This is a genomic window from Marinomonas pollencensis (assembly GCF_003387375.1).
Taxonomy (GTDB): domain Bacteria; phylum Pseudomonadota; class Gammaproteobacteria; order Pseudomonadales; family Marinomonadaceae; genus Marinomonas; species Marinomonas pollencensis.
The window spans coordinates 222,426-245,641 of the sequence record NZ_QUNG01000005.1 but is presented as its reverse complement, the minus strand read 5'-3'; the positions used below and the strand labels follow the sequence as shown (position 1 = coordinate 245,641).

Sequence of the window (23,216 nt, the reverse complement as noted above, 5' to 3'; positions counted from 1 at the left end):
TTTATGCCACTGGTGTGTTTGGACATCTCTCATGTTCGCAACCTGTCAAGTGTGCGGTTTGAACCTTCGCCTCAAGTCAATGTGATTATTGGTGAGAATGGCAGCGGTAAAACCTCGGTTTTAGAGGCGATTCACCTGCTTTCCTTTGGTCGCTCTTTTCGCAGTCATAAGCACAAAACCTATATACAGCACGAAACCGAACATTGTTTGGTGTTTGCTCAATTGCATCAAGATCAAGGTAATCCAGTGCCGGTGGGGCTGCAGCGTCATCGAGATGGGCAAATAGAGGTGCGTATTCAAGGCCAGCGCGCCCAGTCTGTTGTTGAGCTCGCTGAACGTTTGCCTGTACAGCTGATTAACCCTGATGCGTTTCGACTGCTGGAAGGGTCGCCAAGTGTGAGAAGGCAATTTATAGACTGGGGGGTATTTCATTTCGACAGTGAATTTATTCGTGCATGGCGAGGCTGGCAAAAAGCATTAAAACAGCGGAATACCTTACTCAGACGTGGTAAAATATCAGCCAGTTTATTGGCGGCTTTCGATCAGGAATTAATCCGCCTTGGTGAACAGGTTAATACCTCGCGTAAAGCCTATGTCGAACGCCTAACACCTTATTTTTTAAAGGTGTTATCGTTACTCAACGAAGATCTAAAGGTCTCTTTGCAATTCTTCCAAGGGTGGGATTCGCAGAAGTCGTTAGAAGCGGCTGTAGTAGCGGGTCGTGAGCGAGATATTGAACTTGGTTATACCCACACTGGACCGCAGCGAGCGGATTTACGTGTTAAAGCAGAAACGGGCGATGCTTTGGATACCCTGTCACGCGGACAACAGAAGTTAGTGGTGTCCGCACTGAAGATTGCCCAGGGGCAATTACTGATCGACATGGGCCGCCCATTGGTTTTTTTAGTGGACGATCTACCGGCAGAGCTGGATGCCAATCATCGGCAAAAGTTGTGTCGTTTGTTGGAGTCTCTAGAGAGCCAAATTTTTATTACAAGTGTTGGACCAGATACCACGGATTTTGCGTGGGCCGACACCACAGACGTTCGTCACTTTTCTATGAATAACGGCGAATTGTCCTTATCGAGCAAAGGTTTGCAGGAGAGTTAAATGAGTGAAAATAATTACGATTCGTCCAGTATCAAGGTGCTCAAAGGGCTAGATGCCGTTCGTAAACGTCCTGGTATGTATATTGGTGATACGGACGATGGCACTGGCTTGCACCACATGGTATTCGAAGTGGTCGATAACTCAATCGATGAAGCCTTAGCTGGCCATTGTGACACTATCACTGTTCTCATCCACCCTGATGAATCAATTTCTGTCTCTGATAATGGTCGTGGTATCCCTGTCGATATGCACGAAGAAGAAGGCGTTTCAGCGGCTGAAGTTATCATGACCGTCCTGCATGCAGGGGGTAAATTTGATGATAACTCTTATAAAGTTTCTGGTGGTCTTCACGGTGTAGGTGTGTCGGTGGTAAACGCGCTTTCTGAAGCACTGACTTTGACGATCCGTAAAAATGGCAAAGTTTACGAACAACATTACGCTCATGGTGTGCCACAAGCGCCGTTGGCGATCGTAGGCGAATCTGACGGTGCCGGTACGACCGTGCATTTCAAACCGTCTGCTGAGACCTTCAGCAATATCCTATTTATCTATGATATTTTGGCGAAGCGCCTACGCGAATTGTCTTTCTTGAACTCAGGCGTAGCTATTAAGCTGAAAGACGAGCGTTCTGGTAAAGAAGAATTCTTTAACTACGAAGGTGGTTTGCGTTCCTTTGTTGAGCACTTGAATACCAACAAAACGCCAATTAACGACATTTTCCACTTTATTTGTCAGCGTGACGATCTAGAAGACGGCATCGCGGTAGAAGTTGCGTTGCAGTGGAACGAAGGTTTCCAAGAAAATATTTACTGTTACACCAACAACATTCCACAGCGCGATGGTGGTACTCACTTAGCTGGTTTCCGTGGTGCATTAACCCGTACCTTGAACAACTTCATTGAAAAAGAAGGCCTAGCCAAGAAACAAAAAGTGGCCACTACGGGGGATGACTCTCGTGAAGGTCTGACCGCGATTGTTTCTGTGAAAGTACCGGATCCAAAATTCTCTTCTCAGACCAAAGACAAGCTGGTTTCTTCTGAAGTAAAAACCGCTGTAGAACAAGAGATGAGTAAGCGCTTTGCGGAATTCCTTTTAGAGAAGCCAAATGAAGCGAAAATCATCGTAAATAAGATGATTGATGCAGCTCGCGCACGTGAAGCGGCTCGCCGTGCTCGTGATATGACTCGTCGTAAAGGCGCGTTGGACATTGCCGGTTTGCCAGGTAAGTTGGCGGATTGTCAGGAGAAAGACCCAGCGCTTTCTGAAATCTACCTAGTGGAGGGTGACTCTGCGGGTGGTTCTGCAAAACAAGGTCGTGACCGTCGTACTCAAGCTATCTTGCCGTTGAAGGGTAAAATCTTGAACGTTGAGAAAGCGCGTTTTGACAAGATGCTATCCTCTGTTGAAGTGGGCACGCTAATCACTGCATTAGGTTGTGGTATTGGCCGTGATGAGTTCAACGCGGATAAACTGCGTTACCACAGCATTGTTATCATGACCGATGCCGACGTGGATGGATCACACATTCGTACCTTGTTGCTGACTTTCTTTTTCCGTCAAATGCCAGAAATCATCGAGCGTGGTCATATCTTTATTGCACAGCCGCCTTTGTTCAAAATCAAGCGTGGCAAGCAAGAGCAATACATCAAAGACGAAGCGGCAATGGAGCAATACTTAATCGAAGTTGCACTCGATGGCGCGCACATGCACGTTAATGAAGATGCTCCTGGCATACAGGGCGAGCATTTGGCGAACTTGGTGCGTGATTACATCCAGATTGAGTCGGATATTGAGCGTTTGTCCCGTGTGTATCCAAAAGATGTTATGGGTAAGCTTCTGTACTGCAAACCACTGTCACAAGAAGACTTAGTCAACGAAGCGACCGTTGCTGAATGGGTGGAAGCAATCCGCAATCAGATGCCTCAGGATGCCCGTACCGGTTTCCGTTTTGACTTCTCAGTAGAAAAAGACGAAGAGCGCAACTTGTACTTGCCTGTAGTTGATATCATGTCTCATGGTGTGTCCAACCGTTACCGTTTTGAAGCGACTTTCTTTAATTCGCCTGAGTACCAACGTATTGTTGCTATGTCAGAAACCGTTGCTGAGTTGTTTGGTGAAGAGTCTTACATCCAGCGTGGTGAACGTCGTCAGCCAGTTGAAACCATCAGTGACATGAAAGCTTGGTTGATGAAAGAAGCGTCTCGTGGCTTAACGACACAGCGTTACAAAGGACTGGGTGAGATGAACCCTGAGCAACTTTGGGAAACCACAATGGATCCTGATGCACGTCGCATGTTGCGCGTAACCATCGATGATGCCGTTGCTGCTGACCAAATGTTCACAACCTTAATGGGTGACGAAGTAGAGCCGCGTCGTAACTTTATTCAAGATAACGCCCTATCGGTTGCTAACCTAGACGTTTAATCGTTTGCTTTGGTAATCAATAAAACCCCGCGTTAAGCGGGGTTTTTTTGGTAAAAACGGCGTTAAAGCGCGGCTTTGATGCTGTCTTCTATCGGGGTAGTTGGTCGGCCAATCAGCGCCGATAGTGTTTTACTGTCGTCGAATAACGCGCCTTTTGCTGCACCCGCATCCGAGTCTGCTAGAATACCAGCAAAGCCTTCTGGTAAACCGACTTGTACCAAGGCGTTGGTGTATTCTGCTTCAGATAAATTTTTGTAGACCACGTTTTTTCCACTGACCTGACTGACTTTCTGGGCGTATTCGGCCAGTGTAAAGGCATTGTCTCCTGCTAATTCATATACTTTTCCGGCTTGATTCTCTGCGGTAATGGCAACAGCGGCAGCTTCTGCGTAGTCTGCACGTGCTGCTGTCGCGTATTTGCCTTCTTCAGCACAGCCTAAAACGGCGCCATGTTCGATGGCCATAGCGACGGTTCCTGTGTAGTTTTCTGAATACCAACCATTGCGTAATAGTACATGTGGGATGCCAGAGTCTTGCAGCACTTGCTCGGTTTCTACATGTTCTGCTGCCAGAGCTAATGGAGAATGCTGAGCATTAAGCATGCTGGTGTACGCGAGCCGCTCTACCTTAACCTCTTGAGCTGCCTGAATCAGGTTCTTATGTTGAACGGTGCGTTGCCCTACTTCGCTGGATGACACCAGTACTACTCGCTTTACGCCTTCCATTGCAGCAGCTAAAGACGCTGTATCCATATAATCTGCTTGGCGCACAAGAATACCTTGTTCTGCTAAGTCCTGTGCTTTTTCAGGTGAGCGGACCGCTGCGATGATTTGGCTTGCTGGTGTACCGCGCTGGAGTAAACTTGCGACGATAAGGCGGCCTAATTGACCGGATGCACCTGTTACTAAAATCATGGCTATCTCCTTTGAGTTTGTCGTTGATGGAAGTAGAATAATTCACTAACAAACTTTTAGTAAGTACGTACAAAAAGGTAAGTATGGAAAATAATCAAAATACTATGAATGGGCCTGAAAACATGGGATTAAGCCAAAAGTTTGATCGCGGCAATGTGTTTTCGGATCAGTGTCCGTCGCGCGATGTCCTGAAACATGTGACAAGCCGCTGGGCGGTACTGGTGTTATTGGCATTAAAAGAGGGAAAAACGCAGCGTTTTAGCGAATTGCGTCGCACTATTAATGGGGTCAGTGAGAAGATGCTCGCACAGACTTTGCAGGTACTAGAGCAAGATGGTTTTGTATTGCGTGTTTCATATCCTGTGGTGCCACCTCATGTGGAATACAGCTTAACCGATACCGGCAAACAAGTATCAGAGCATGTTGTGGGGCTAGCTGATTGGATAGAAAGTAATATCACTGATATTTTGGCTTCCCAGGCGTCACAGAATATAGGGTAATAAAGCTGCCTTAGCCTCAATCAGATAGTGAGTACTTACTTTAATTTACCTTTTTGTGATTCTTTGTTTTTTGTCTTGGGCAGTCTGAGCAGAGTGCACCATCGTCTCTACGAAAATGTAAACAGCAGCTTTGACGCACAAATTGTGTGGTTTGATCAGCGCTCACTTGCAGCCCTTTGAGAGGTGTTAGTGGCAGTTTAAGCGCTTCTGCCCAGTGTCTAAAGTCTGTTGTCATTGCCGCTTCATCGCACTCTGGTAAGAGTTTCCCAGCAACCAGAAGAGATGCCAACAACTGATCCGCTAATAACGTTTGGTAGAGAACGGGTTTGCCGCCAAATAGAGCCAGATGAGCATCTTGGAGCGTCTTAAACATTATAGACAGTGACTGGCAGACCATTTGTATTAAGTCGCCCTGCGCGCCTGTTTGCCATTGTCCAGGGGCTAATTGATAGCCTGCAACCATCGTATTTTGTTGTCGTTGTACTAGGTGTTGTAGATTGAGTGGCACGCTTTTTAGTTGATAGACACAGATGAGCGCCAAGTATAGTGGTTGCCAACATACTAAGCCCCAACAGCGTACACGCCAATAAGGCGCCCCCGCTTCCGGGTGTGCCTGTTTGAGGGTGCTGTGTAGAATTGTTAGCGACTTTTCAGGCTCACCAGCGGACAACGACAGGATGGCATTGTCCTCAGGCGTGAAGAGTATGTCCCCTTCTAGAATAGGTATAAAAGAGACAGCAGTGTGAACAAGAAGATCCAGAGGGTTTTCCTGATAGGGTCTACCCTCCTTCTGTGTGAACTGTCTTTCCATACTGACGGAATTAAAACTCATAACGACCTGTTAATTCAAAGGAGCGGTCTGCTCCATACCAGCAGTTCTCTTCGTCGTAACAGCTGTAGTAGGTTTTATCAAAGGCGTTGTTCATGGAGAAACGAACGCTTGCCCCTTTCCATTTTGAGCCGAGCATGGCCAAATCATACCCTACAGAGAAGTCAACAAGAGTATAAGAAGGTACAGTATCGGTATTGGTTGAGTTCAGTTCCATTTCACCAACATAGCGAACCCCAGTCCCGAACGTCGCGCCTGTTAGTTGCCCATCTTGTGGTGCGTAAGAAAGCCAAGTAGACAGCTGCTGGTCCGGCACCCAAATCGGCGTGTTGCCTTCAATGCCGCTGTTGTCTTTTGTTACTTCTACATCTTGTAATGTATAAGCTGCGCGCCAGTTAATGGCAGGCGTGAGCTGCTGTTGGATCTCAAGTTCTAGGCCTCGTGAGCGAATTTCACCTACTTGGATTTTGTCGTTGGCAGTACCATTTGGATCACGGGTTAGCACATTTTCTTTGAGAATCTGAAAACCTGCCAAACTTGCTTTGGTACGGCCTGATTCATATTTAATACCCGCTTCCCATTGGTTCGCAGTGGAGGTGTCATAAGCATTGCCATCTTTGTCGCTACCTGAAACAGGTTCAAAGCTCTGTGCGTAGCTAATAAAGGGCGATAGGCCATTGTCCATTTTATAGAGCACACCAAGACGACCAGTAAATTGATTTTGTTCGACTTCGTTATTAATGTCTCCCGATGTTTTATACCCTTTCTCTGTTGAGTGATATTTGTCGTAACGACCACCGGCGATAAGAATCCATTGGTTAAGGCGTATTTGGTCTTGGATATACAAACCGGTTTGCTCTTTTTCTAAGGTAATATCTTGGGTGAAAGTGAAATCTAAATTACTTGCGCTGATCTGGTGGTAGTCTGGATCATAGAGATTAATACTGGATGTGGCCGCATCTTTATACAGAATATCTGATTTTAGCTTCAGATAATCTACCCCAATAAGCAAGTTATGCTCTGTTTCACCTAGGTCAAGGACACCAGAAAACTGGTTATCAATAGTGATGCCTTTACTCGATTCATCAGTAAGATAAGCGCGTCTTGATACTGTTGTTTCGTCGTCACTTAAGCTCCCTATATAGGTATTCTCTTGATATGCAGTGGCATCCATGAAGCGAGCATTTTGCATGAAGCTCCATGTATCATTAATGGTGTGATCTATTTTATAGCCAAGTAAAAACTCTTCACGACGATAGGTATTCCAGTCGGCGTCTCCAGAAAATGCATCTGAATCCAATGAGCCATTAATGTTGCTGTATACCGTTCCTTTAGAAGGTAATGAGGTATAGGCACCCATACTTGGGTCTTTTTGGTAATACATATTGATATTTAATAGCGTGTCGTCACTGATTTGCCAGTCGATCGATGGCGCAATCATAATGCGCTCTTCTTCCGTCGTTGTTGCTTGGCCGTCTTTCTTGCGGAACAGACCAATCACTCGATAATTTATATCGTCGGTTAGAGCGCCTGTGCTGTCGATTTGTGTTTCGCGCTTATTGTCACTACCAAGCGTGACTTCAACACTGCTTTTGCTTTCTTTTTGTGGTGATTTACTGATCATGTTTACCATGCCGCCTGGTGGCATGGAGCCATATAGTGTCGAGGTGGGCCCTTTAAAGACCTCCACTTGTTCAACCGCGGCCATGTCGATTTGCGGCTGTAAGTTCCAGTCGTTATATAATAATTGCAGACCATCGTAGTAGGTTTGATAGTTTTGGAAGCCACGAATATTAAATAAATCTATGCGTGTCACTGCGCCGCCACGAAGTTCGGTATTCACCCCAGATGTATAGCGAACCGCTTCAGCAACGGTTTCAGTACCTCTTTGCTGTAAGGCTTCTTGATCAACAACCGAAATACCCTGAGGTGTTTCTTCTGGATCCAATTGGGTTTTGGTCGCTGTATTTCGGTAGGTTTTTCCTTTCACCACTAATGGACTAAGTTGTCCGGCTGAAAGGGTAACGTCTTCTTCGCTGTTGGCTGTATTCCCTGCCGAGGTATCTGTATTTACGGACTCCGCCGCAAATGAATGAGATGCAGCGCTGGCAAGCGCGAGTGCGAGTAAAGTGGGTTGAATCGGCAAAGAGGGTTTCATGTTGGCTCCGAGAGTGTTGTTGATTTTATAATGAGAATGACTCTCATTATATTTTTCTCGAAAAGGAAAAACTTAACGATTTGGTGCATCTTGAATGAAATAAGTAAAACTCTTTACTCTATCTTGGCTGAATTGGCAGCCAGTACTCCATGTAGCTGTGTACACTATTTGGCTCGTAATTAGGACTGTATCTCTCCAATTCATAGCCTGAAACACTGTAGTAATGTGAGTCAGGTAACCAATGGTGTAAAAACCACCCTACTGCCTTCTCAACTTCTGTGACTGGTCCGTATACTGGGATGACGGCATATTCTTGAGCTGGTACTAGAATTTGTTCTTGGCCTTCTAGTTGTTCATCTAGATACCCAGCCCAATACTGCATTTGCTCAGGGTGCTGCGCATTATAATGAGTGTCTATTATGCCGATGGGTTTTTTGCTTTTTATGGCTGCAGCGTGTTTTTCAACTTTACTCCAGAGTTTAGGAACACGTTCAAGAAAGTTTGGTGCAGAAGAGAAAGGCCCACGAATCCAGTCGTGCATACCGTATAGACAAAGAGGTTCATGATTCTCTATACGGACTTGTGTAAAGGCTTTGCTCTGGTTTACTGATAGCCCATTGTCAGTGCGGTAGTGTAAGGGGGTTCTTAGCCCTTGGCGCTTGCCTCTTTGACGATAGGCGCGAGGGGTACAGCCAAACATCTGCTTAAAAGCACGCGAGAAGCTGATCTCTGAATCAAACCCACATTGCATTGCGACATCCATTTGGCGGCCTGTGCTAGAAAGTAGTAACTCAGCAGCTTTACTAAGGCGTAGTTCCCTAATGTATTGGGCGACGGTCAAGCCTGTTGCTTCACCAAAGACACGTTGGAATTGCCAGCGAGACCAACAGCTTTTTTCTGCTAGGTTCGCCACATGAATAGGCTCATCCAGGTTGTCATGGATGTAATCTAAAACCTTCTCGATGCGGGTGAGTCTGTTTTGCTGGGCCATAATAGAACACGATAAAATTAATAATAACCATTATCATCTATGAGCCTGTAAAATACCAACTTTTGTGTCTATTTAAAACAATGAAGCAGCCTATATTAACCCTATTGGCAGCTAAAAGTGTTCATAATGAATCTGCTCTTTTGTGGCACCAAGGGTTTCTAACCCAGAAATAAGCTCGTTGAGGAATGACGTCGGGCCACATAAATAAAAGTCCGCATCTAGATTGGTTAATTGCTGCTGTATAGCATGAGCGGTAATACGCCCCTGTTTATCGTAATCCTGATTAAGGCGGTCGTGCTCATTAGGTTGGCTAAAAAATACACTGAGATTCACCTTGTTATGCTTTTCTTGTAAGTTTCTGATCTCAGTTAATAAAGGAGCATGTTCGCCATTACGGGCACCATAAAAGAAGTGTACTGACGGCGTGCTATTAAATGATAATGCTTCGTATAGCATACTCATTAACGGTGTCACACCAATACCAGCACTGATCAATACAACTGGGCGGGTGGGAAATTTAAGCAGGAAATCTCCATTGGGCTTCTTAGCCTGGATAATATTACCGACTTGAATGGTTTCGTGTAAATGAGATGACCCTAGCCCTCTACTCTCCCGCTTTACACTGATGCGGTAATGGTCATTTCGTGGTGAATTGGATAAGGAATAACTACGTTCCAGTAAGGGAGTTTTGTCAGCAAGAGACAGTTGGATGGGTAAATGCTGACCCGCTCGAAATGTAGGGAGCTTTTCTCCTAGGCTAGAAACCAATTCAAAGGAAGTTACCTCATTGCTTTCAACGGTTTTATTGCTCACCCTCAACCCACCTTTGATGCCTTCTGGTAAATACCAGCGCAATGGTAAAACTCCGTCTAACTGTACTATTTTATCAATAGTGATGGTCAGCAAGCGCAATGCGCCTGGGTGCTTTTGTATTTCTTCTGATTCCCAGTCTATGCCAGCCCTCCCCGTTAGCTGCAATAAACTACCGTTTTCAAAGTCGATGAATAATAAGCCGATAGACGGATCTAGCAGTAAATTGCCTAGGGTATTAAAAAAGTTATTGCCGGAATAATCAGGTATAACTAATTTATTATCATTCAAAATAGTAACAAAGCCAGGCGCTCCACCGCGATGAGATGCGTCCATTCCCTTGTTGACAACACCACTTGTAGGGTCGCTTTTGTCGGGGTGACCACTGGCTAGAAACAGCGTGTCTGCTGAGCTTATCCAATCCTTCATTCTGGCGGTTAATGATTGATGATGAGTTACGGATGTCTGCGATTCATCGACATCAACATAACGCCAGTCTCGTTCTGATATGTATTGTGGGCAGTTACCATAGGATTGAGACACGATGAAGGTTATGCCGTCTTCATCATGAGCTTCTATTCTGCCATTGGTTCGATTACGTCGGCGAGTACTGAGTTCGATACCGACCAGCCCAACCTCTGCCCCTTTAGTGAATGCCTTTTCTAATGCATCGCCTTTTATAGGATGTGTCGCTAAATATAGGTGGGTGTTATCTGGAGAGTGAATAAATCCCATGCTGTCAGCTAGCAAGGTTAGCCAAGGCAAACCCTCTTGATCTCGGGCAGAAGCCACTACAAAAGGCAGCTGACAAAAGAAGGATTGATGCTGCTCTAGAAAAAAAGGACGGATGGCTTTCTCGCCCCAATGAGCCAGTGTCGAACGGACGCCGACGCGCTCTTGTGCCGCTTGTTCACCTGCATGGAAAGCAGAATGTGGTTCATGGGGTATTTCCAAGGTCATCACCTCCTTTGTTCTAGAGCATCAAAGTATTAGCAAGCATCATAGTTGCTTTAAAACTCACCTAAAGGGCAATTAATTCGAGACGAATGTTGCCAGGAATACGGCACATCATGTGTTGTATGCCGTTTTCACCAAGCGCTTCTGGTGCGAATTCAATAGTGACGTCAGAGCGGTTTTTTAACTGCTGGTAGACGTCATCCAAAGTAATCGAGTCGGCAATGCGCAACGCGAAATGATGCAAACCGATATTCTTGGTGCGGTCAAAAGGGGTTGCCTGCTCAGTTTCCTCTGCTTGCCATAAAGTGAGCATGACTGTGCCATCGCTCACAAAAATGGCAGGGTAACTAGGAACGTCCCCTACTTGAGTAAAGCCAAGAGCGTCGATAAAAAACGCACTGGCCTCTTTTATATTAGGGACGGTAAGACCAAGATGATGGATACCTTGAGTTTGTGCCATGATGTTTCCTTTTCAATAATATATAACCGATTAAATAGTGTTTTAACGGTTATATATTAGATTCTCTTTTATAACCTGTAAAGATAAATTATAATGGTTAGTATGATGAATGATAAAAACACCTTTCTCCATGTAGCTAACAACCTGGCAGTGGATTTTACCAATACACAATATATGAACCAGGGCGTGATAGCCGAGATGCTCACATCCATGGAAGACGTATATCAATGGGCTAATGAGTCTGGAATAACGTTAAAAAAAGAGTTCTCCAGCATAGCTATGGAAGATATTTGGCAATTTAGGAGTAGCATAAAACAATTACTAACGAGTTATGTTGATGAGCAAGCATTATCGGAAGAGGCTCTGGCGGTGGTTAATCAGCAGCTAAAGAATGCGCCACTGCAACAGCAGCTCAAGGTAGTAGAGCAAGAGCTCATTTTGCAGCCTCTTGATCAGGCATTATCGATAGCGCAATTGTTAGGAAAAATTGCTGATGAAGCCGCTAATCTATTAGCTTCATCGCAGATTAAGCAGCTTAAACGTTGCTCGAATGAGAAGTGTATTTTGATGTTTGTTGATACATCGAGAGCAAAAAGACGTCGTTGGTGCAGCATGGAAAGCTGCGGTAATCGCGCTAAAGCGGCGAGCTTCTATCAGGCAAACAAGTAATAGGAATAACAAATAGAGCAAGAATAAAGTAATTACTTACTAACTTCTTGCTCTATTTATTTCGGCTTTGTTAGCTGTACTTTTGCAATGTCGCGATTGTAAAAGCTGCTAGGTCTGTATAGATATCGAAGTAGAAATCGATCTCTTTATACTGTGTCTCACGTCCATTTCCCGTTAGCACAAGTACAGGGGCACAGCCTCTTGCTTTGCCTGCTTGCAAATCTCGTAATGAATCACCAACCATAATTGCGGGTGTGGTTTCAAAGGAAACGCCAAGCTGGGTTTCAATGGCTTCAATCATGCCGCTTTTGGGCTTACGGCATTGGCAATTATCATCTGGGCCATGGGGGCAATATTCGATCCCAGCAATAGAACCGCCTTCAGCCTCAACCAAATTTCTCATTTTGTCATGCATCGCATTAAGCGTAGCTTCATCGTAATAGCCACGCGCGATACCTGATTGGTTAGTGACGACAAAGACTTGGAAGCCTGCTTTTGATAACGCGGCAATCGATTTGATACTGCCTGCTAACGGAATCCATTCGTCGACAGATTTCACATAGTCATCAGAGTCTTGGTTAATGACGCCGTCTCGGTCTAGTAAAATAATGGGTTTAGCTTGCGCCATGATGGTATACCTTTTTGGAACGTGATTGGCCTAATCAAAAGGCCGAAAGAATCGTGGGTTATTTTTCGTCGCGAATATCCGCAAACAAAGCCTGCTGACACACTCTGCTTAAGTCATCGGGTGCTAGGCCAATATCTAAACCGCGCTTACCGCCACTAACATAGATTTTTGGAAACTCTTTGGCCGTGCTATCAATACAGGTGATTAAACGTTTTTTTTGCCCAATAGGGCTGATGCCGCCGACCAAGTAGCCGGTCAGCCTTTCTGCTTCTTTAGGATCGGCCATGCGCAGTTTTTTTACTTTAAAGGCCGCTGCGGCGCGCTTTAAATTGAGTGTACCAGTAACCGGTACGATAGCGACAAAGAAGTGCTTATCATCGCTGACAAGCAGTGTTTTAAACACAGATTTTGGATCTAGATTTAGCTTAGTCGCAGCCTCTTCACCAAAATTATGGCACTCCGCATCGTGTTCATACTCATGAATCGAAACCGCGATCTTGTGTTTTTTTAACAGGTTAATAGCCGGTGTCATGACAACCTCTTATTTATTTCTGCCAAAACATAGGAGTAAATAATACCAGTAAGGTGAAGACTTCCAAACGGCCCAATAACATAGAAAAGCACAGCATCCATTTTGCCGAATCATTGACTCCGGCAAAGGTGCTAGAGACATCGCCAAGCCCTGGACCTAAATTATTCAAGGTAGCCGCCACCGCTGACCAGGCGGTTACTTGATCCAATCCTGTGGCCATCAGCCCTATCATCAAGATGACATACACTAATAGGTAGGCAGAGAAGAACCCCCAAACGGCGGAGACCACGCGTTCCTGAATCGCTTTGCCTCCTACCTTTACGGGGATCACCGCATTAGGGTGAACTAAACGTTGGATTTCCCGGATGCCTTGTTTAAGGATTAATAGAATTCGAATCACCTTCATACCGCCACCGGTAGAGCTAGCACAGCCCCCAGCAAATGAGGTGACGATTAATAGGAAAGGTAAGAAATGCGGCCAGGCGGAGAAATCCGAAGTACCAAAGCCTGATGTTGTGGCGATCGAAACACTCTCAAAAACAGCGTAGCGCAATGATGAACCCCAATCGTAAGTGGAGGTCATTGCCAGGACAAATGTCGATAAAGAAATGGTGCAAAGCAAGATGAAAAGAAAGAATCTGGCTTCTGGGTCCATCAAATAATGCAGTACACTTTTGTGTCGCCAAGCGTGAAAATGCAAAGCGAAATTAAACGCAGAAACCACCATGAAAAAAGTAGCAATCATTTCTATTGGCACACTATTAAAGTAACCAATACTGTCGTCATGAGTCGAGAAACCGCCAATAGCAACAGTCGAAAAGCTATGGCAAATGGCATCAAATAAGCTCATTCCTGCAGCCCAATATCCTACCGCACATACACAGGTTAGCGTGGCATAGATATACCAGAGTGCTTTTGCTGTCTCTGCAATACGGGGTGTCAGCTTGGTGTCTTTAACCGGACCAGGTGTTTCAGCTCGGTAAAGCTGCATACCACCAATGCCAAGCATAGGCATGATGGCAACCGCCAACACGATAATACCCATACCACCTAACCAGGTGAGCAACTGACGATAAAAAAGGATGGATTTTGGAAGATCATCTATCCCCGTCAGTATGGTTGCCCCTGTCGTGGTTAAACCAGAAATGGATTCAAATAAGGCATCGGTAAAAGACAGGTCTGGAGTATCCGCCAAGAAGAAAGGTACCGAACCGAAAAAGCCTAGAACGGTCCAGAACAAAACCGTAATCAAAAAGCCATCACGGATCTTCAGCTCCCCACGGTGATTTCTTACCGGCAGCCAGAGTAGAAAGCCGCCTACTAGGTTGATACACATAGCATAAACAAAAGAGTCCAATACGCCATCGGCGTAAATTAAGGAGACAATCATGGGTGGAATCAAGGAGAGGCTAAACACCATGACCAACAAACCAATAACCCGCAATATTACTTTTATGTGCATACTTGCTTCCTAGCTCAGACTTTGCCAAATCTGGCTTAATTTATTCACCTAGTAGAAGGTAATGTTATTTTCAGCGCCCTTCCCGTGGGCCAATAAAAATGGCCCACGGGATGAGCAAGGTTGGCTGTTTAAAAGAAGGTTAATCCCACTTGGAATAATTGCTCCACGGCGGGTATTTGTTTTTTATTAGAGACAAAAATGATGACGTGATCTTCTGCTTGAATTACCACATCTCCGGTCGCGAGAATGATATCGTCACCGCGAACCACCGCCCCGATTGTCGCACCTTCAGGTAGGTTAATTTTGGCTATGCTACGACCAACCACTTTAGATGATCGCATATCCCCATGAGCAACGGCCTCTAACGCTTCTGCAGCACCTTTACGCATAGAGTGTACGTTGACAACATCTCCTCGGCGAATATAGCTTAGCAGAGAGCTGATCGTAGTCTGCTGAGGAGAGATAGCAATATCGATCATCCCTTCTTGCACTATGTCGACGTAAGCTGGGTTGTTGATGATGGTCATAACCGTGCGAACACCCAATACTTTAGCCAACATTGACGACATAATATTTGCCTCATCATTGTTAGTCAGTGCACAGAACACATCAGTAGACTCTATGTTTTCTTCTAGCAGCAATTCTTTTTTTGAAGCGTCGCCGTTAAGAACAATCGTGCTGTCCAAGTTCTCTGACAAATAGCGACAGCGCTCTAGGTCGCGTTCTATAATTTTGACGCGGTACTCTTTCTCTAAGCTGTGAGCTAGGCGCTCCCCAATATTACCGCCGCCGGCAATAATAATGCGACGGTAAGGGGTATCCAAAGGTCGTAGCTCACTCATCACGTCTAACACATCGCGTTGTGGTGTTAGAAAGAAGACTTCGTCGTTGGCTCGAATACAAGTATTGCCATCCGGTTTGATCGATTTACCGTCGCGATAAATAGCGGCTATTCGGGTTTGAATAGAAGGCATATGTTCGCGCAGAAAACTGATCGGCTGATCGATCAGTGGACCGCCTTTTTCTGCTTTGACCACAACCAGCTGAACTTTGCCGTCGGCAAACTCCATTACTTGTAATGCACCCGGATAACGAATCAGACGGCTTAAATGTTTGGTGACTTCTTTTTCTGGGCTGATACGAACATCAATGGGGAGAGCTTGATCGTTGAATAGTTCAGGATAGCCTGCATAGGCACTAGAGCGAACACGACCGATTTTTGTTGGCGTTTTAAATAAAGTATGTGCAACCTGACAAGCCACCATATTGGTTTCATCTTGGTTGCTTACAGCGATCAACATATCGGCATCATTACAACCTGCTTGAGCTAGGATTGCTGGATGAGAGCCACTGCCTTCCACTGTTTGAATGTCTAAACGATCTTGAAGTTCTCTTAAACGGGTTAAGTCAGGATCAATGACGGTTATATCATTGTCCTCATTCGCGAGATTTTCAGCCAGAGTAGCGCCAACTTGGCCTGCTCCAATAATGATGATTTTCATAGTTTGCCTTAGAGCATAATAGAGAAATCTAGCTCTTTATTTTGTTTGTTCTTGTTGGCTTAGAGAAACGCCAAAACTGATTTCGATTTGCCTTCTATGTTAGGCCGAAATTTAGCCACTTCAACTACTTATTTAACGACATGGATGAAATCGTTAAAAAAAATCAATTTGGCTTTATTCGATGCGCAAAAAACATAGATTCTTCTAAGCACTTTGGAGTTTGTTAACCTTATTACTAGTCTTTACCAAGACACCAAGACACCAAGACACCAAGACACCAAGACACCAAGACAAAGACAGAAGCTCTTTCTATTAGAATAGCTTGTCATGATCAGTCAAAGTGGCTAGCCCCTACTGCCATTTCTAATTTCTTATAGGGGTAAGGGAAGTGGAATAAAAATGCTCATGCAACTAACTGTTTCATGTGAAACAACAGCAGCCTGAGCATTTTCGGTAAACAAGACTTCTTAGCTATTAAACCTGTTAGCTGAAAATCTGTTGGTTTTTAAACTAATAAGGCTAATGATCTACGCACAGTAGGTTTGGTAAATATTAGCCATGTTAAACAGTCGTTATGTTAAGCAATCACTTTTTGAATCAAGCAATAGTAAAAACCATCATTGCCTTTTACTGTTGGGAACAATTGATGGCCATGGGAGACAGGAAGGCCAAGTGATATATCGAGCTCTGAGTTTAGGCTGTTTAAAGGTTTTTCTATTGCGTCATCGTGAGTAGCAAGAAACGCCGCTACTTGCTGTTCGTTTTCTTCGGGCATCAGAGAGCAAGTAGCATATAGAAGATAACCACCGGGTTTTAATGTTTTCCATACCTGATCCACAATGTTTTTTTGGATGCTTGTTAGTTCATCTATCTCTGCGGGTTTTCGGTTAATTTTGATGTCAGGGTTACGACGAATAACGCCCGTTGCTGAACAAGGCACATCTAGAAGAATTTTATCGAATTGAATTCCATCCCACCAAGCATCAAGGTCACCAGCATCAGCACACTGTAAGTTTGCCATAAGGCCAATTCGTTCTAGGTTGGCTTCAATTTTCTCTAGTCGCCAAGGCTCTAGTTCGACAGCAGTGAGATCAAGTGTTTGTTCCGCGTTTTCTTTTGCTGCGGCAAATTCAAGCAAATGCCCGGTTTTTCCACCAGGGGCTGCGCAAGCATCTAGCACTCGCTCCCCTATTTCCGGCGCTAATATGTGTGCAGCTAATTGAGCAGATTCATCTTGTACACTTGAAAAACCATCATCGAAATCAGGTAACTCATTTACTCGTACTGCTGATCTTAGGTACAAAGCCGAAGGAGAAAGCACGCCATCTTGTGATTCTATACCTTGTTCTGCCAATTGAATCTTGTATGTTTCACGTGAAACTTGGCTTTCGTTAATGCGAATACACATAGGAGGATGTGTATTGCTTGCTTCTATTATTTGTTCAAGCTGTTCAGGCCAATGTTTCTTAAAGCGTTTCACAAGCCATTTTGGCTGGTTGTATTCCACCGATGGCATGGCTTCGAGGGCTTCAATAATATCATCAGCTTCCCGTTGATAACGACGTAAGACGGCATTGATAAGTTTGGTGGCCCAGTCTTTATTTAATAAACGACAGGCTTCAACCGTTTCATTAACCGCGGCATGGTCGGGAGTGTTCATGTAACCAAGTTGGTATAGGCCGATCAAGAGTGCGGCATAAAGGTCCATGTCCTTTTCTTCAAAAGGGTGGTTCAAAAGGTGCAGAGCAATACTATTTAATAGAGGGTATTGGCGGCAGACACCAAAGCATAGCTCTTTAAGTAGAGGAATATGTTCACTGGCGACATCATGTTGATGGCGGGCTAACTGAGTGCTTAAAGAACCTTGTTGCAGCAAGATATTTGTCACTACTTGAATGGCAACTTGTCGCGCACTGTGTTGGATAGAAGGAACGTCTGTTGGTTTCATTATGATTACTCTACTGAGCCGAAGTGTTGGCCTATTTGTAAGGCTGCTTTGTGTTTACCATTTAGAGCATCTTGCACTTTCATGCGTTTGCCTCCGGCGAATTGCACCTCAGTAATTCGAACGCTTCCCTGTCCGGTAGCGACGATGACACCCTCTTTGCTAACCACTAGGACTTCACCTGGCGTTGCACTGCTTGCATCTAGGCTCGCTAATTCGGCCCCATGAATCTTCATTACACCTTCGCTAGTTTTTGTGAAAGCAGATGGCCATGGTGACAAACCCCGAACCTGACGCTCGATTAATTCCGCGTCCTGGTTCCATTGAATGTCCCCTTCTTGCTTAGTGAGTTTTGCAGCATAGTTGCTCAAACTATCGTCCTGCTTCTCTGCGACTAGCTCGCCTTTTTTGAGTTTTTCTAATGCTTCGACCAAGGCCTCACCACCCAGTTTAGCTAACTGGTCATGTAGGCTGGCAGAGGTATCTGTTGGTTTGATATCACAATAGGCTTTCAACAACATATCGCCGGTGTCTAAGCCGACATCCATTTGCATGATAGTGATACCAGTGGTTTTGTCTCCAGCTATCAAGGCTCTGTGAATGGGTGCAGCACCACGCCATCTAGGTAGAATTGAACCATGGACGTTTAGACAGCCAAGTTTAGGAGTATCGAGAACGGCTTTAGGTAAGATGATACCGTAAGCGGCGACTATCATAATGTCTGCGTTAAGTTGAGCCAGTGCTGTTTTGTCTTCTTCCGCTTTAAAATTAAGCGGCTGAAATACAGGAATGTCATGTTCAATAGCAAGTTGCTTTACTGGGCTTGCTACCAATTTATGACCACGACCGGATGGGCGGTCAGGTTGGGTGTAAACACCGACTAGTTGGTAGTTGTTTTGTTGTTGCTTGTCTAATAACGCTTGTAGGCTGACCGCGGCAAATTCAGGGGTGCCTGCAAATACAATACGTAACGGAGAAGTTGTCATTTGGTTTCCTTAACGAAAAAATCAGGCCGAAGCCTGATTCACTAAATGGGTATTCAGAGGCTCAACGACATTCTTGCATCAGTATTAGTTGTGAATGTCGTCGCCATCGAAGAGTGTGCTGTAGCATCAAGATTTAGCTGCGTTTTTTTGAGCCTTGAGCAGTTTCGTTTTGATACGGTTGCGTTTTAATGGTGACAAGTAATCAACCATTAATTTGCCATCTAGGTGGTCAATTTCATGCTGCACGCATACCGCTAGTAGCTCATCAACTTTCATTTCAAAAGGCTTACCATTGCGATCTAATGCTTTCACAATCACTTCCGCTGCGCGGTAAATGTGTTCGTAAAAACCAGGTACTGATAAGCAGCCTTCTTGAAACTCGTTCGGTTCGTCGTTGACGATTTCGAATTCAGGGTTAATGAACACCAGTGGTTCATTACGTTCTTCTGAAAAGTCCATAACAACAAGACGATAGTGATAATCTACCTGAGTGGCAGCTAGCCCCAAACCATTCTCATCGTACATGGTGTCTAACATGTCATCGATTTGAGTTTGCAGCTCAGGAGTAAATTCTGTGATCGGTTCTGCGACTTTGCGCAGGCGTGGATCTGGATATTCGAGTACGGGTAAAACGGCCATGATCTTTTCCAATATGTCTTATATTCTTTGCCACACTATTTTCAGCGCGACCTTTTCTTACCTATATTGTACCGCAAGTGGTGAAGATGGGCATTGCTGTGATGCCGATTTTTTAGGCAATTCCTTCATATCGAGTTAATAGAATCTGCCTATTTAAAGGATTTTAATGGCGAAAAACGGATTTTCAATCTAGACCAAGAGGAGGACATTAATAAATTTCTTACCCGTAAATTTCACTGTCGCAAGGATGCACAGCAATATGACTACTTCTATTCAACCACTAGGAGGGCTAACTCATGAGGATTGGCTCAGCCTAAGTTTCTTATCTTCCATTGGGCCATCGAGATTATCTCGCTTGTTTACTTATTTTAGCGAACTGGAAGCGATGCAAACTGAAGACTTGCTATCAGACTGCGAGGCTGGTGCTTTTCCTGAAGAGGTAAATTATGAACTGTTACGCCAGCTAAAATGGCCTGAAGTGACAGCACGCGAAGCGATGGCTTACTTGCATCATGGTACTCTTTTGGATGAGCAAGCCGCCAAAAAGCAGCAAACTCTAGACTGGCTAGCGGAAGAGAATCATCATTTACTGCTCCAAAGCGATGCGCAATATCCCAGTATGCTAAAGCAAATAAGTGTTGCACCAGCCTTTTTATATGTAGAAGGTAAGCTCGATGCCCTGGCTTATCCTAAATTAGGCATAGTTGGTGCACGGCGTTGTACTGGTTACGGGCGAGAAGTGACGCGACAGCTCGCCAGTCAGTTAGCCCAGCATGGTATTTCCATCGTTAGCGGTGGGGCGCGAGGTATCGATACGGCAGCTCATCAAGGGGCGCTCTCTGCGCAAGCTAGTCCAACGATAGCTGTGATGGGGACGGGTTTATTAGTGCATTACCCCGTGCAGAATAAAGCCTTGTTCGAAGAAATCTTGTCACAAGGGGGATGCTTAGTTAGCGAATACCCATTACAGACAGGAGTTCGCCCTCACCTATTTCCTCCCCGAAATCGGATTATTAGTGGCTTGAGTTTGGGGGTATTGGTGACAGAGGCCTCACTTAAAAGTGGCTCCTTGATCAGTGCTAATTATGCTCTTCAGCAAAACCGTGAGGTATTTGCACTACCAGGTAGAGTGAAAGACGCGCAAGCCGAAGGCTGTCACCAATTGATACGTCAAGGGGCTGTGCTGGTTCGTCATGTAGAGGATATCTTGGGCGATATTTTACCTGTCGCGCAATCTTGCCATCAGGGGCTGACAACAAACATCCAGCAACGCACCTTTAAAAGCGCCAAAAAAGAATCTGATGTTTCACGGGAAACATTGTTAAAACAAGCAAATAAACAACCTGCCCAAAAAGTAATGGACAGAGATACCAGTACTTTATCCCTGCTTAAGCTCGATCGAATAACCCCTTTGCCTGATCATATTTCAAACCAGGCTCGCGGTGTTGCTGAGTTGTTGGAAAAGGAATCTCAAGCGATGGACTTTGATGCTTTAGTTCGTCACAGTAACTTAACTGCCCCGGCGATGATGCAAGTGTTAATGGAGCTCGAGCTTTGTCAGTGTATTGAAAATCGTCATGGGGTTTATATCCGCAGCTAACTCAACAGGACGGTTAACTCGGCAAGACTCATTTATTTAGTGAGCCAGCCAAGGCCGATATGTTCAATCAAGCAATGGCTGTCATCAAGCTAAGTGTTAGTAGGCGGAAAGAGGCGATTAGTCGACATTGCTGAAGATATCTTTTTTAAGTTGTTTAATATCACGACGCTCTTTTTTATTTGGTTTGTGATCAGACATGATGCGACCGCCAAATGATTTGTGCTCTTGTGCTCTCTTTTCCCGTTTAGCTGCTGACTCAGGTGTTTCTTCATAGAGTAGTTGGGCTTCTGGTGCGCCTCGACGTTGTCCACTAATGGCTTTGATCTCGACAATCTTTTCATCCCAACCAAGGCGTAAGCCAACTAAGGCACCGACTTCTACGTTGCGACTGGCTTTGCCTTTACTGCCGTTATAAGTGACCTTGCCGCCATCAATCGCGTCTTTGCACAAAGAGCGTGTTTTAAAGAATCGTGCGGCCCAAAGCCATTTATCCAAACGTACTGCTTGTGGTGCTGGTTGTTTTTCTGCTTTACTCATAAGTTACGTATAGATCCAATTTGTTTATTGTCATGTTCGAGGCTGTTATGAGGGATGTAAGTCATCACCCTATTTTCCAAGCGTTACAAAAAATAATACACGATGCTGCCGATGTGATCATGGAAATTTATCAGCGTGCCGATTTGGGTATTGAACAAAAGTCAGACCATAGTCCAGTAACGGCTGCAGACATTGCCGCTCACAGGACGATTTTGGCAGGGCTGAACGCGATGGCGCCCGATGTGCCAGTATTATCGGAGGAAGGCGTGGTGCCTTTCGAAGAGCGCTCTCAATGGCCTTTGTTATGGATTGTTGACCCACTAGACGGTACTAAAGAGTTTATTAAGCGTAATGGAGAGTTCAGTATCAACATTGCGCTGGTTGAAAATGGTGTGCCTATCTTGGGTATGGTGTATTTACCGACAACCTCTGAAGGCTATTTTGGGGTAACGCAAAGTTGGCGTGATTTGCCGTTGGGCGCTGTCAAATGGCAGGGGCACGAAGTGGAAAGCATTAACGTGCGTAAACCTAATACCCCGCTCATTGCGATGACCAGCCGCAGTCATGGCCCTTCCCTTCCGGTCGAGTTAAAAGACGAGCTTAAAGCCCGTTACCAATCGGTTCGAGAAATCCCCAAAGGCAGCTCAATCAAAGCGTGTCGTATTGCAGAAGGTGTGGCGGATTTACACTTACGTCGAGGTCCTACCAGTGAATGGGACACCGCGGCACAACAAGCTATTGTCGAAGCTGCAGGTGGTATGTTGGTGTCACCTAAAGGGCTTCCTTTTCGATATAACCAAAGAGAAACACTATTGAATGGCCACTTTTTTGTATCGGGTCCAGAAATTGCCCCCAATGTGATGGCATGGTACCAACAAAAAGCAGACGAAGAAGAGTAGTGCTCACCACTCTTCTCGCGAATTAAGTATTATTAGACATTGTCTGAGGTTTTTTGATCGCTGAATTGATGCGATTAAAAATACGGTTTTGTGCCCGCTTCAAAAAGTCTTCTTGAAGTGGGTGGTTAATCGAACGCGCAATGGCCACCGTGCCGACTAGAGAAACAACGGTTTCTTCCGCCAGCTCTTTGATGTCTCCTGTGGTACCCTGCTTTTGAAGAATCACTGTTAACCGCTCGACCAAACTGTCTAAGCAAGCCTGGTAGGCTTTACGGACTTTTTCTTCTTTGTGAGCTGCATCCGTCACTAGAAATTCTAATGGTGATGGTGAGTTGTTATCATTATGTGTCCAGCTCAAGTAACGAGTGACCAGCGCTTTAATATGAGTCTCTTTGTCTTCTGATTGTTTTTCTCTACGTGCCCAAAAAGAAGTTGACGCGGCAAATTGCAATGCCGCCTCGTAGAGGCTACTTTTCCCTGAGAAGTGAGCGTAAAACGCCCCACGAGTCATGTTCGCCTTCTTCATGATTTGATCTAGCGTGACGCGGTCAAATCCATAGGTACAAAACAGTTTTGCCGCCGTTTGTAGAATGCGTTGGCGGGTTTGTTCTTTGTGCTGTGGCGTGTAAGGCATATTTAGTCTCCTAAATATTATCTTGATCAT

Annotated in this window: 21 protein-coding genes; 6 read left to right on the top strand and 15 right to left on the bottom strand. The window is 45.0% G+C overall.

What is annotated here, in order from left to right; genetic code table 11:
• Positions 1-3: 3 nt before the first annotated feature.
• Positions 4-1,110, top strand: a complete 1,107-nt coding sequence (gene recF, locus DFP81_RS09530; protein ID WP_115897539.1) for a DNA replication/repair protein RecF — start codon at positions 4-6, stop codon at positions 1,108-1,110.
• Positions 1,111-3,534, top strand: coding sequence for a DNA topoisomerase (ATP-hydrolyzing) subunit B (gyrB, locus tag DFP81_RS09525; RefSeq protein WP_115897538.1), 2,424 nt, complete (start codon positions 1,111-1,113; stop codon positions 3,532-3,534).
• 62 nt (positions 3,535-3,596) lie between these two features.
• Here gyrB and DFP81_RS09520 read toward each other — a convergent pair whose 3' ends face one another.
• On the bottom strand, positions 3,597-4,448 hold the full coding sequence (locus DFP81_RS09520; protein ID WP_115897537.1) for an SDR family oxidoreductase: 852 nt from the start codon (positions 4,446-4,448) through the stop codon (positions 3,597-3,599).
• A gap of 83 nt (positions 4,449-4,531) precedes the next feature.
• On the opposite strand from DFP81_RS09520, the gene DFP81_RS09515 reads away from it, so the two are divergent.
• On the top strand, positions 4,532-4,948 hold the full coding sequence (locus tag DFP81_RS09515) for a winged helix-turn-helix transcriptional regulator (RefSeq protein WP_245959130.1): 417 nt from the start codon (positions 4,532-4,534) through the stop codon (positions 4,946-4,948).
• 40 nt (positions 4,949-4,988) lie between these two features.
• On the opposite strand, the gene DFP81_RS09510 is transcribed toward DFP81_RS09515, so the two are convergent.
• The 5 genes from DFP81_RS09510 to DFP81_RS09490 all read right to left on the bottom strand — a co-directional run bounded on the left by DFP81_RS09510 (position 4,989) and on the right by DFP81_RS09490 (position 11,153).
• A complete protein-coding gene (locus DFP81_RS09510; RefSeq protein WP_115897536.1) occupies positions 4,989-5,780 on the bottom strand; it encodes a siderophore ferric iron reductase in 792 nt (263 codons plus the stop codon).
• Entirely contained in the window at positions 5,770-7,935 is a 2,166-nt protein-coding gene (locus DFP81_RS09505) for a TonB-dependent siderophore receptor (RefSeq protein ID WP_115897535.1), read from the bottom strand. Before DFP81_RS09505 ends, DFP81_RS09510 begins: the two co-directional genes overlap by 11 nt.
• Before the next feature lie 118 nt (positions 7,936-8,053).
• Complete coding sequence (locus DFP81_RS09500; protein ID WP_115897534.1) at positions 8,054-8,926, bottom strand: AraC family transcriptional regulator; 873 nt, start codon at positions 8,924-8,926, stop codon at positions 8,054-8,056.
• 111 nt (positions 8,927-9,037) lie between these two features.
• Positions 9,038-10,696 (bottom strand): FAD-binding oxidoreductase, encoded by a 1,659-nt coding sequence (locus DFP81_RS09495; protein ID WP_115897533.1) that lies wholly within the window; start codon positions 10,694-10,696, stop codon positions 9,038-9,040.
• 61 nt (positions 10,697-10,757) lie between these two features.
• Positions 10,758-11,153, bottom strand: coding sequence for a VOC family protein (locus DFP81_RS09490; RefSeq protein WP_115897532.1), 396 nt, complete (start codon positions 11,151-11,153; stop codon positions 10,758-10,760).
• A 102-nt stretch (positions 11,154-11,255) separates the two neighbouring features.
• Between DFP81_RS09490 and DFP81_RS09485 the strand changes: the two genes are divergently transcribed.
• Positions 11,256-11,822 carry a CGNR zinc finger domain-containing protein gene (locus tag DFP81_RS09485; protein ID WP_220342903.1) on the top strand — a complete coding sequence of 189 codons (567 nt, stop codon included), beginning with the start codon at positions 11,256-11,258 and terminating at the stop codon, positions 11,820-11,822.
• A 70-nt stretch (positions 11,823-11,892) separates the two neighbouring features.
• Here the strand turns inward: DFP81_RS09485 and gmhB are convergent, their stop codons facing one another.
• The 7 genes from gmhB to def form a co-directional block, all read right to left on the bottom strand.
• Positions 11,893-12,450, bottom strand: coding sequence for a D-glycero-beta-D-manno-heptose 1,7-bisphosphate 7-phosphatase (gmhB, locus tag DFP81_RS09480; RefSeq protein ID WP_115897530.1), 558 nt, complete (start codon positions 12,448-12,450; stop codon positions 11,893-11,895).
• A gap of 58 nt (positions 12,451-12,508) precedes the next feature.
• On the bottom strand, positions 12,509-12,982 hold the full coding sequence (gene ybaK, locus DFP81_RS09475; protein ID WP_115897529.1) for a Cys-tRNA(Pro) deacylase: 474 nt from the start codon (positions 12,980-12,982) through the stop codon (positions 12,509-12,511).
• 13 nt (positions 12,983-12,995) lie between these two features.
• Positions 12,996-14,444 (bottom strand): TrkH family potassium uptake protein, encoded by a 1,449-nt coding sequence (locus DFP81_RS09470; protein WP_115897528.1) that lies wholly within the window; start codon positions 14,442-14,444, stop codon positions 12,996-12,998.
• Positions 14,445-14,572: 128 nt separating this feature from the next.
• Complete coding sequence (gene trkA / locus DFP81_RS09465; protein WP_115897527.1) at positions 14,573-15,946, bottom strand: Trk system potassium transporter TrkA; 1,374 nt, start codon at positions 15,944-15,946, stop codon at positions 14,573-14,575.
• 577 nt (positions 15,947-16,523) lie between these two features.
• On the bottom strand, positions 16,524-17,894 hold the full coding sequence (rsmB, locus tag DFP81_RS09460; protein ID WP_115897526.1) for a 16S rRNA (cytosine(967)-C(5))-methyltransferase RsmB: 1,371 nt from the start codon (positions 17,892-17,894) through the stop codon (positions 16,524-16,526).
• A 5-nt stretch (positions 17,895-17,899) separates the two neighbouring features.
• Entirely contained in the window at positions 17,900-18,877 is a 978-nt protein-coding gene (gene fmt / locus DFP81_RS09455; protein WP_115897525.1) for a methionyl-tRNA formyltransferase, read from the bottom strand.
• 126 nt (positions 18,878-19,003) lie between these two features.
• On the bottom strand, positions 19,004-19,516 hold the full coding sequence (gene def / locus DFP81_RS09450; RefSeq protein ID WP_115897524.1) for a peptide deformylase: 513 nt from the start codon (positions 19,514-19,516) through the stop codon (positions 19,004-19,006).
• Between the two features lie 259 nt (positions 19,517-19,775).
• On the opposite strand from def, the gene dprA reads away from it, so the two are divergent.
• Positions 19,776-21,116: a DNA-processing protein DprA gene (gene dprA / locus DFP81_RS09445; RefSeq protein WP_115897523.1), complete on the top strand. Its 1,341-nt coding sequence runs from the start codon at positions 19,776-19,778 to the stop codon at positions 21,114-21,116.
• A 117-nt stretch (positions 21,117-21,233) separates the two neighbouring features.
• On the opposite strand, the gene DFP81_RS09440 is transcribed toward dprA, so the two are convergent.
• Positions 21,234-21,653: an RNA-binding S4 domain-containing protein gene (locus DFP81_RS09440; RefSeq protein ID WP_115897522.1), complete on the bottom strand. Its 420-nt coding sequence runs from the start codon at positions 21,651-21,653 to the stop codon at positions 21,234-21,236.
• A gap of 47 nt (positions 21,654-21,700) precedes the next feature.
• On the opposite strand from DFP81_RS09440, the gene cysQ reads away from it, so the two are divergent.
• Entirely contained in the window at positions 21,701-22,552 is an 852-nt protein-coding gene (gene cysQ / locus DFP81_RS09435) for a 3'(2'),5'-bisphosphate nucleotidase CysQ (protein WP_115897521.1), read from the top strand.
• Between the two features lie 22 nt (positions 22,553-22,574).
• On the opposite strand, the gene DFP81_RS09430 is transcribed toward cysQ, so the two are convergent.
• Positions 22,575-23,186 (bottom strand): TetR/AcrR family transcriptional regulator, encoded by a 612-nt coding sequence (locus DFP81_RS09430; protein WP_115897520.1) that lies wholly within the window; start codon positions 23,184-23,186, stop codon positions 22,575-22,577.
• Between the last annotated feature and the right edge of the window lie 30 nt (positions 23,187-23,216).

Excerpts from the sequence above, each read along its gene's own strand:
- DFP81_RS09495 (WP_115897533.1), bottom strand. The coding sequence starts at position 10,696 with ATGACCTTGGAAATACCCCATGAACCACATTCTGCTTTCCATGCAGGT.
- cysQ (WP_115897521.1), top strand. The coding sequence starts at position 21,701 with ATGAGGGATGTAAGTCATCACCCTATTTTCCAAGCGTTACAAAAAATA.
- DFP81_RS09470 (WP_115897528.1), bottom strand. The coding sequence starts at position 14,444 with ATGCACATAAAAGTAATATTGCGGGTTATTGGTTTGTTGGTCATGGTG.
- ybaK (WP_115897529.1), bottom strand. The coding sequence starts at position 12,982 with ATGACACCGGCTATTAACCTGTTAAAAAAACACAAGATCGCGGTTTCG.
- gyrB (WP_115897538.1), top strand. The coding sequence starts at position 1,111 with ATGAGTGAAAATAATTACGATTCGTCCAGTATCAAGGTGCTCAAAGGG.
- DFP81_RS09515 (WP_245959130.1), top strand. The coding sequence starts at position 4,532 with ATGGAAAATAATCAAAATACTATGAATGGGCCTGAAAACATGGGATTA.
- DFP81_RS09500 (WP_115897534.1), bottom strand. The coding sequence starts at position 8,926 with ATGGCCCAGCAAAACAGACTCACCCGCATCGAGAAGGTTTTAGATTAC.
- DFP81_RS09505 (WP_115897535.1), bottom strand. The coding sequence starts at position 7,935 with ATGAAACCCTCTTTGCCGATTCAACCCACTTTACTCGCACTCGCGCTT.
- gmhB (WP_115897530.1), bottom strand. The coding sequence starts at position 12,450 with ATGGCGCAAGCTAAACCCATTATTTTACTAGACCGAGACGGCGTCATT.
- recF (WP_115897539.1), top strand. The coding sequence starts at position 4 with ATGCCACTGGTGTGTTTGGACATCTCTCATGTTCGCAACCTGTCAAGT.
- fmt (WP_115897525.1), bottom strand. The coding sequence starts at position 18,877 with ATGACAACTTCTCCGTTACGTATTGTATTTGCAGGCACCCCTGAATTT.
- DFP81_RS09440 (WP_115897522.1), bottom strand. The coding sequence starts at position 21,653 with ATGAGTAAAGCAGAAAAACAACCAGCACCACAAGCAGTACGTTTGGAT.
- DFP81_RS09520 (WP_115897537.1), bottom strand. The coding sequence starts at position 4,448 with ATGATTTTAGTAACAGGTGCATCCGGTCAATTAGGCCGCCTTATCGTC.
- dprA (WP_115897523.1), top strand. The coding sequence starts at position 19,776 with ATGACTACTTCTATTCAACCACTAGGAGGGCTAACTCATGAGGATTGG.
- trkA (WP_115897527.1), bottom strand. The coding sequence starts at position 15,946 with ATGAAAATCATCATTATTGGAGCAGGCCAAGTTGGCGCTACTCTGGCT.
- DFP81_RS09510 (WP_115897536.1), bottom strand. The coding sequence starts at position 5,780 with ATGAGTTTTAATTCCGTCAGTATGGAAAGACAGTTCACACAGAAGGAG.
- DFP81_RS09485 (WP_220342903.1), top strand. The coding sequence starts at position 11,256 with ATGATGAATGATAAAAACACCTTTCTCCATGTAGCTAACAACCTGGCA.
- def (WP_115897524.1), bottom strand. The coding sequence starts at position 19,516 with ATGGCCGTTTTACCCGTACTCGAATATCCAGATCCACGCCTGCGCAAA.
- DFP81_RS09490 (WP_115897532.1), bottom strand. The coding sequence starts at position 11,153 with ATGGCACAAACTCAAGGTATCCATCATCTTGGTCTTACCGTCCCTAAT.
- rsmB (WP_115897526.1), bottom strand. The coding sequence starts at position 17,894 with ATGAAACCAACAGACGTTCCTTCTATCCAACACAGTGCGCGACAAGTT.
- DFP81_RS09430 (WP_115897520.1), bottom strand. The coding sequence starts at position 23,186 with ATGCCTTACACGCCACAGCACAAAGAACAAACCCGCCAACGCATTCTA.